The 1224-nt window shown below is 55.6% G+C and carries 1 protein-coding gene; it reads right to left on the reverse strand.

Going from position 1 to position 1224, the window contains the following annotated elements:
* Positions 1-307: 307 nt before the first annotated feature.
* Positions 308-1224, reverse strand: a 917-nt coding sequence (locus Q7C33_RS28870) for an Ig-like domain-containing protein (protein ID WP_407684591.1), incomplete at its 5' end; no start/stop codon positions are given.

Consider the following 1224-nt stretch of genomic DNA (forward strand, 5'->3'; position numbering starts at 1 on the left):
GCAGGTAATCCTGTCGGGGTTGATGGTGGAGTTTATTGGGCGCCGTGAAGGGAAGACTGGCTACTGTCAGAGATGACAGGTTGAACGGGCTAGCCGACCAATGGTAGGTGCTTTGTGCCTTGACCTGCGGCGAGGGAATAATTTCCCTCACCTACGGCAAGCCAAAGCAATCAGGACTCAAACGGGGCCCACGGGACGCAACTTCGAAAATAAATGCGTTCCCTTTTTCCCCCTTTTCCCCCTAGAAAAAGTTGAAATCAGAGGTTCGCCGACATCCGTTTGTTACGCGACTCAATGTCCGCCCCCGTCATTCAGGAAAGCCTGATGGCTCTGATGGCTCTGATGGCTCTGAAAACAACAATGTGCCTTGGTTATACGGCACCCGACAGTAGGCTCCGAGATACTCTTGAATCGTCCCGGTAGATGATGTGCCTTGGTAGATATTGGCGAAACATGGCCACAGGGTGTTGCCGCTATCATAGTGGCCGGTCCAATTGTTGTAATTCAAGCCCACAGGCACATAGTAGTACGTTCTGAGCGCTTGCATGGTGCCTCCGTCCGGGTATGGGGCCAGATTAAATGAATTTTGCGCACCCTGGGCGTTTGCCCAGCTTTGCGCACTCCCCCCTTGAAGGGTCCCTATCGACCTCATGGTCCACGCATTCGATCGTATAACCAGATATGACGCTACCTGCCCATAGGCGTCGGTTATCGTGATGGTCGCTTGTCCATTCCTGCTACCAAGAACGGTGCCTCTGCTATCTACGCTAGCGACTGCATTGTTCGATGAGGCGTACGTATAGGGACTGTTACCCTGTGTGGGGCTGCGAACAACGGTGGTACCCGCCGGCATCGGAGTGCCGTTTCGCGTGGCACCGGTGTAGAGGAAAAATCCATTGAGCTGAACAGTGCTGGTATCTACTACCAAGCGATGTATCACTCTGAGGTCGCGGGAGGTTGAAGTCGGATTGTCGCCATAGACGCCCTTGGCGGTGAAGCTGTGCGAACCGAGCGCCACGACGATGGCCGTGGTGGTCCAGGTGCCGCCGGTTGCAACGAAGGTACCCTTGGAGACCGTGCCCTCGAAGATCTCCACGCTCATGCCCGCAGTGGCCGTGCCGCTGAGGATCACCGAGGTTTCGACGGTGTTGCCACCGTTGGGGATTTCGGCATTGCTGGGCTGGCCTTTCACTGAGTTGATGACCGGTTTCAGAGCCGCCACCA

The sequence above is a fragment of the Pseudomonas sp. BP11-1-1 genome (genome assembly GCF_052112105.1).
Taxonomy (GTDB): domain Bacteria; phylum Pseudomonadota; class Gammaproteobacteria; order Pseudomonadales; family Pseudomonadaceae; genus Aquipseudomonas; species Aquipseudomonas alvandae.